Raw genomic sequence first — 6,243 nt, 5'->3', positions numbered from 1 at the left:
ACCCGATTCAGAACTGGAACCTGACGCTGTCACAGCTGACGATCCACTTCCCCGAGCGCTTGGAAAAACACATCAGCCTGTGAGGGCTATATGGCTGACACAGAGTTTTGAACACCCTCACTAAGGCAGCTGGAGTAGGTGAAATTCTATTTGGCATAGCATTTTTAATTTTCTATCGCTCAATATTAATGAACGTGGCTAGCATGGTTGCATTGTCTGCTCTATTAATTTTTGTTGCTTTCAGTTCTCCTCATTTATTGATGGAGGCTTTCAATCCTGTAACTACAAATATTCCATTGATTGCCTTGAGTGCAATCCTCATCATGGAATTTCGTAGTGCCAGGCCGCATAACAAGGCGCTGCAGGCCGACAGCTTACTTTGTGCACCTTTTGCGCGGTCGCTGTCGCTCCCATTTTCGCGCAAAAGGTGCACAAAGTAAGCTGCGGCTGAGCGCGGCGTTAGGCGGCAATAGCCATTTGCGAGTGATGAATCCAAAAATAAGATATGCAGAACCAGCAGATGCTCAAGTTATAAGCTTTCTTTATCAAGAACTTGTGCAAGATCCTAAGGTTAAAGTTCTGTCAGAGCGCATTTCTGATTTAAAAAATGATTCAAATACAGCTCTATTCGTAGCAGAATTTGGTGGTTCTGTATGCGCTACGGCTCTTGTCTCAATCTGCTCAGATGTCATGTACGGTTACCAGCTATTTGCTGTTATAGAGAATGTGGTAGTAAATTCTGAATTTAGAGGAAGAGGTGTAGGGGCTTGCCTTGTTGGTTCAATTGAAGAGTTCTGCATGCAAAAGGATTGTTCAAAAATCATGCTTCTTAGCTCAATTGAACGTACAGAATCCCACAAATTCTTTGAGAAACAGGGATTTATAAGTAGCTCCAAACTGGGTTTTGTAAAATATAGGCGCTGCTTTGCCTCGCAGGGTGCCGGCGCCTAACAAAGTGCTGCAGCCGACGTCTTACTTTATGCACTTTTTGCGCGGTCGCTACGCTCCCATTTACGCGCAAAATGCGCATAAAGTAAGCCGCCGCTGAGCACGGCGTTAGGCATTTTGGATATTTGAGTATGAAAATATTTTGGAGAATATATTTTGCTGTTTTAAGCATCCAAGTAGTGGGAAATTTTGTCTCAATTTTTGCTATTGGGTCTCCGATCTACCCAGTCCTAGATATCGTAAATTGGTTCTTTATCGTATTGGCATATTTAGGAGTGCTTGGCTTCATTCTCAATAAGGTCATTATTTCGCCAGTTTTCTACAAGCTCTTTACACCGGTTCTAATCGGCTGGGATGTTTTTTATCTTTTTTGGTGGTCTCCAACGGTGTTTGGGTACTCAATCAATATCTTCGTTGTATCAGTAGCCGCAGTAGCGGTTCCACAATATTTTGCATTGTTCCGATATGCCTATTCTTTAGCTCCGGAGGAGCGGCATGCCTAACCAAGCCAGGCAGTACACTCCGGCGCTGCGCGCCTCCGCAGGACGGCCTACGCTATGCGCTGTGCGCATAAACAGCGTAGGCCGCCTCTGCTGGCAACGTTAAATTTCACCATGATTGAAGAACTTGCCAAATTCTGGACTAGCGAATTCGATAATTTCGCTCCCGAAGCTCATAACTTAAAACATGAGTATAAAAGTCGATGGGTGCGCTTTCATTCGTTGCCAGAGTCGAAGCGATATCCAGAAAATGAAGACGAGTGTTTAGAAGTCTTGCGTAGGCACAATCTTGTCCTTCAAGAGTTATGCGGCAATGGCAGCAAGGTTCTCGTTGTATTGCCAGAGTACTCTGAGGAAAGAGTGCCTTCACGACCAGAGCCAGCGCTCTTAAAGTTATTTTCGACCAGTGAACCTTGGTGCACACTGGAGCAGTATGAAGATGACGACGATTTTGAATTCTATTGGCATCTTCATGTGGCAGAGGTCGAGTTCACTGGTAGTGAGTTGAATAACCTTTTTCGTATGGTGGCCAACGATGAAGTGGGTAATATTATGATTATCTGCCCCAGCAAAGGTATCGTTTTTCACCCTTATGATGGAGGCGCTGACGTTGTATTGGCTTCAGCAGAGGAAAGAGAACGCCTAAAGGAGCAGCACCGTGAATGGTTATCGTCACACCCTGAAGGCTTCTAAATTTAACAAGCGCATGTTGTCGGACTGGTTTTCCGCTGCGCTCCAAACCAGCCGGAAATGCGGGCGTTATGTTTCAGAGCGGTGTATCGAGATAAGTAGATGGCTTGCACAAGAACATTTTCGACATTAATAATTTTTTCTAGAGATATGCCTCCCGGTGAAATTGAAGTTGCTCTTGATATAGAGGCTACCAAAGCTTATCTCCGAGACCCATCTTCAAAATATCGGCCGAGAAGAGAGTGGAATTCATGGCAACTATGCTCAGAGAATCATGTATATTCAAATGATAATTCAGAACATATCCATTGGATATTAGATAACTTGCACGGCAAGGAGAAAGCCTTAGAAGAGTTGAGGTCTAAAGAGTGCAGCATAGTCATAACAAACTTTTGGGATTCAACTGGGCAGGGAGGGCCTAGCTTAAATATAAAAACCATGGAATCTCTCGTCCGTTTTGGATTGCCAATATCTTGGGATATATACTTCGACGACGAAAATGAAACATAACAATCAGCGGCAGAGCGACAGCCAACGCTACGCACCTTTTGTGTTACTCGCTGGCGCTCAAACATTAACACAAAAGGTGCTCCACGCTGGCTGCGCCTGCGCTGGGCGTTAGGGAGTAGAAATGCCAGAGACTAGGGTTCCAGTCGAACAGCGAGAAGGTGCTCTGTATGGTCGAACAAGTATATTTCTGAAAAATATCGATTTTTTCGATGGTTTAAATACTTTTGTTTTTAATGGACATATAGATCTCGGGATGTCATCTACTTGCCAAGCAATTGACGATATCCCAATTTCACTGGTATTCAACGGAGTATTGGCATTCCGGTTGCTTGAGCTCGACTCTTGGAGGGAGGAGTATGTTTCCAGCTTCATGGAGGTCAACAACTCTCAGTGGATCGCGGAGTTAGGAGGAAAAGTAACTGATCAGCACAGACACTTTGTTGTAATGGAGTATGACAACGTATTCGATATTGTGTGCAGCGAATTTTAAATCAAGTACCTATAAAAGCTCCCTAACAAGCGGTTGTAGTCGCCGCGAAAGACGCGGCTGGGACGGCTTACGCTACGCTCCAGCCGCCCCTAAACCGAACGTTAGGGCGATTACGAATTTTAACCAGTACAGGGAGAGTATATGAAAGTAGAGTTAGTTTACGATGGTCAGCATGTTAGATGGAATAATAAAGGCTTGACGTTTCGAGCATCTTCGGGATTACCAAATCATCAGATCCCAGGGGAGCAATGCCTCCCTGATGCTGGGCCAGTTCCAGAAGGTGTCTATAAAGTTTTTATCGCTAACCATGGTCTTGCAGAAGATGATGGTAGAGGTATATGCGCTTTGAAGCCTTCATGGGGGATACAAGAAATCCCGAGGGGGTCTAAGGCCGGCCATTGCGAACCATACTGGGCGAATTGGGGAAGAAATCGGGCAAGAATGGAGCCTGCCGATGAGGAAACTAAAAAGCGTTGCGCTCCAAATACACGAGGTGGATTTTATCTTCATGACTCAGTGAAAGGATATAGCCATGGATGTATTGAAGTAGATACGAAGATATTCGAACATTTACGGAGTTATCAGATGTCGTCAAGAAAGGCGACAATTTTAATTAATGTAAAATATGTTAAGGGAAAGGGGACAAATGGTGGCACTAAGAAGTAGTGTTTTCTTCGTACTCATTTTATGCGCCTGCGTGCATACTGCACAAGGTGGCAATGTCTCTATAGATACTTCTGTTGATGCTTGTTTCAGACTTAATGATGTCAGTCTGGATATGAGTGTTGAGCCAGTAATATTGAGTGCTTCAGTGACGCCTGCAATCGCAAGTGGGAGTTGTCCATGTAAATCAGCCCTTTTTAAATACTCTGCGTATCAAAATGGCGCTAACTCCAGCTTGATTACAGGTGTTTTTACCACGCTCGGAAAAGAGGTTGTTTCGCTACCTGTAGCAGCACAAACACAACTGATATTCCCCGATCAAGGGCTCACTATTAACTTGGCCTGTTCTGCGCCATAGTTTCGCCCAAACAATTTTCGGCTACGGACCAAATGGTGCGTCATCCGCCTTGCAAAAAAACCGCAAGGCGGCCGCCACCCCATTTTTCCTCAGCTAAAGGCGTATGCCAAGGATTATCAATGATGTTTTGGACGATGTCATTTTGGATTCTAGCTCTCATAATGATAGTTCCAATACCATTTAAATTTATCGGGTATTGGTCTGGCAAAGATACCAGTCCCGTGTCTGTGAAAATTGAAGAAACAACCAATGCTGTTTTCATGGCACTTGGCTTGGTCGCATTTTATGGGTTCATTAGTGGTTCTCAACCCGATCACCCCAATATCTGGTATGCATGGCTTGCAATAACGGTAGCTTGGTCAGTGATTTCAATGTTCTGGTCGGCAAAGATAAAATATGCTGAAGAGGTTATGGGGAAAACTAAGATGCGAGTAGCGCTAGGTATTGGGGTGGTGGTATTTTCTCCCATGCTCGTTGCGGTGTATCTCTATGCATCCCAGGCATAACTAAGCAACGCAGTCGACGGCCAACTTTGCGCGGTCGCTGCGCTCCCATTTTCGTGAGAAAAGCATACAAAGTAAGCCGCGTCTGATAGCGGCGTTAGGTAATCACAATGAAGCTCTGGATCGGTGGAGAGGTTGATAGCGATGTTTTTGAAGCATACCGCTTGGCATTGCTCTCCGTAGAAGACTTCATAAATCCAAGAATTACCCATATAGAGGCTAATGAGGCTAACGAATTGGACGTAATTGCAATAATCAGGGATGATGATTTTAAAGAGCGAATTCGATTCAGCAAGAAGAATGGAATGGATCTTCGATTGATCATCCCCTATAAAGAATTTTTATCAGCCAATTCACATCAACAGAAGGAGCTGGTAGTCGCAATGTTAGAAAGAAGCATCGATATCGTCACAGAAAAATTCCCAAAGGCACTAGATGTTAGATTAGTGCGGCAGGTTTTAGCTGAGGCGCGAAGTCATGCCTAGAAATCACAAGCAGTATACTACGGCCCTTCGGGCCTCCCTGGGACGTCTTACTTTGAGCGCTTTGTGCACTTTTTGTGTGCAGGTCGCTACGCTCCCATTTTTGCGTAGAAAGCGCTCAAAGTAAGCTACCGCTGCTCGCGGTGTCAGCTTTTACGAGGGAACGAGCCAATGTACGGAATTGAAAATTTAGGTCTTTTTATTGTATCCGGTTTGATTTTGAACATTCTGCCTGGTCCCGACTCATTACTGGTTGCAGGCAGAAGCCTTAGGCAGGGTTTTAAGGGAGGTTCGGCAGCCGCACTCGGTATAGGTGCTGGGACATTCGTGCATATTTTTGCCGCTATGGCTGGCTTATCGGTTGTAATTACCACATCAGCTACCGCATTCACTATCGTGAAAATCCTGGGTGGCCTATACCTAATCTATATCGCAGTAAGTATGATTTTTGCTCGGGAAAGTGCAACACAAATTGATTGCCCTCATCCAAGAAAGGGGTCTTATAGGAAAATTTTCACGGAAGGTTTTCTTACAAATGTACTAAATCCAAAAGTAGCGGTATTCTTTTTGGCTTTCATTCCGCAATTTATTTCTCCTGAAAGTCAAAATCAGCCACTGGCTTTTCTAATTTTGGGGGTAATTTTCAATATAAACGGGATGATATGGTGTCATTTTTTGGCTTGGTCATCGGCTACAGTGGGTGCACGTGTGGTTGCGAGTGGCAATATTAAGAAGTGGCTCAATCGTGTGGCTGCAATGATGTTTGGGTACTTCGGAATCCGGTTGGTGCTAACAGCCCAGAGCTAACAAAATGCGCACAAGGGAGCGCGTCCCTGAGTACGGCGTTATATGTCAGTAGAGATATGGAAATCGAAGATTATTTAATTGATTATAAGCAGAGTATTAAGTTTTTGGGGTGGGGGCTGGTGTGTCTCTCAATATTCTTTGCTTTATCCAATAAATCAATTAGCCCAGGCTACGTCGGGGAGTTTTGGTTTACATTCTGTGCCATTAATGGCGTCTCGCTATTGTTTTTGCTCTTGACCCTAGTGAGGCCGGGCTTCCGGAGGAGGTCTGTAATTTCCGTCTTTACGCCCTT

At 44.6% G+C, this 6,243-nt stretch carries 11 protein-coding genes; all 11 read left to right on the top strand.

The window, feature by feature from the left end:
* Nucleotides 1-107 precede the first annotated feature (107 nt).
* The 11 genes from LC093_RS20515 (at nucleotide 108) to LC093_RS04035 (ending at nucleotide 5,951) form a co-directional block, all read left to right on the top strand.
* Nucleotides 108-440 carry a DoxX-like family protein gene (locus tag LC093_RS20515; protein WP_226662392.1) on the top strand — a complete coding sequence of 111 codons (333 nt, stop codon included), beginning with the start codon at nucleotides 108-110 and terminating at the stop codon, nucleotides 438-440.
* Nucleotides 382-951, top strand: a complete 570-nt coding sequence (locus LC093_RS04080) for a GNAT family N-acetyltransferase (protein WP_226662391.1) — start codon at nucleotides 382-384, stop codon at nucleotides 949-951. The genes LC093_RS20515 and LC093_RS04080 overlap by 59 nt, the downstream gene beginning before the upstream one ends.
* Nucleotides 952-1,079: 128 nt before the next feature.
* Nucleotides 1,080-1,451, top strand: a complete 372-nt coding sequence (locus LC093_RS04075; protein WP_226662389.1) for a hypothetical protein — start codon at nucleotides 1,080-1,082, stop codon at nucleotides 1,449-1,451.
* Nucleotides 1,452-1,562: 111 nt separating this feature from the next.
* Nucleotides 1,563-2,141, top strand: coding sequence for a hypothetical protein (locus tag LC093_RS04070; RefSeq protein WP_226662387.1), 579 nt, complete (start codon nucleotides 1,563-1,565; stop codon nucleotides 2,139-2,141).
* Between the two features lie 99 nt (nucleotides 2,142-2,240).
* Nucleotides 2,241-2,648: a DUF4279 domain-containing protein gene (locus LC093_RS20510; protein ID WP_226662383.1), complete on the top strand. Its 408-nt coding sequence runs from the start codon at nucleotides 2,241-2,243 to the stop codon at nucleotides 2,646-2,648.
* A gap of 121 nt (nucleotides 2,649-2,769) precedes the next feature.
* Nucleotides 2,770-3,138: a hypothetical protein gene (locus LC093_RS04060; protein WP_226662382.1), complete on the top strand. Its 369-nt coding sequence runs from the start codon at nucleotides 2,770-2,772 to the stop codon at nucleotides 3,136-3,138.
* A 141-nt stretch (nucleotides 3,139-3,279) separates the two neighbouring features.
* Entirely contained in the window at nucleotides 3,280-3,804 is a 525-nt protein-coding gene (locus tag LC093_RS04055) for a DUF2778 domain-containing protein (protein ID WP_226662379.1), read from the top strand.
* Nucleotides 3,785-4,159: a DUF2195 family protein gene (locus LC093_RS04050; RefSeq protein WP_226662377.1), complete on the top strand. Its 375-nt coding sequence runs from the start codon at nucleotides 3,785-3,787 to the stop codon at nucleotides 4,157-4,159. The genes LC093_RS04055 and LC093_RS04050 overlap by 20 nt, the downstream gene beginning before the upstream one ends.
* A gap of 119 nt (nucleotides 4,160-4,278) precedes the next feature.
* The gene (locus tag LC093_RS04045; RefSeq protein WP_226662375.1) at nucleotides 4,279-4,665 is read left to right on the top strand and encodes a hypothetical protein; all 387 of its coding nucleotides are present in this window, start codon (nucleotides 4,279-4,281) and stop codon (nucleotides 4,663-4,665) included.
* 107 nt (nucleotides 4,666-4,772) lie between these two features.
* Complete coding sequence (locus LC093_RS04040; protein ID WP_226662373.1) at nucleotides 4,773-5,147, top strand: Imm44 family immunity protein; 375 nt, start codon at nucleotides 4,773-4,775, stop codon at nucleotides 5,145-5,147.
* Between the two features lie 168 nt (nucleotides 5,148-5,315).
* The gene (locus LC093_RS04035) at nucleotides 5,316-5,951 is read left to right on the top strand and encodes a LysE family translocator (protein WP_226662371.1); all 636 of its coding nucleotides are present in this window, start codon (nucleotides 5,316-5,318) and stop codon (nucleotides 5,949-5,951) included.
* Nucleotides 5,952-6,243: the final 292 nt, after the last annotated feature.

Origin of the sequence: Microbulbifer aggregans (assembly GCF_020524005.1) — a bacterium.
In the GTDB taxonomy this organism is placed as follows: domain Bacteria; phylum Pseudomonadota; class Gammaproteobacteria; order Pseudomonadales; family Cellvibrionaceae; genus Microbulbifer; species Microbulbifer aggregans_A.
This window is presented reverse-complemented; position numbering and strand designations above follow the sequence as displayed.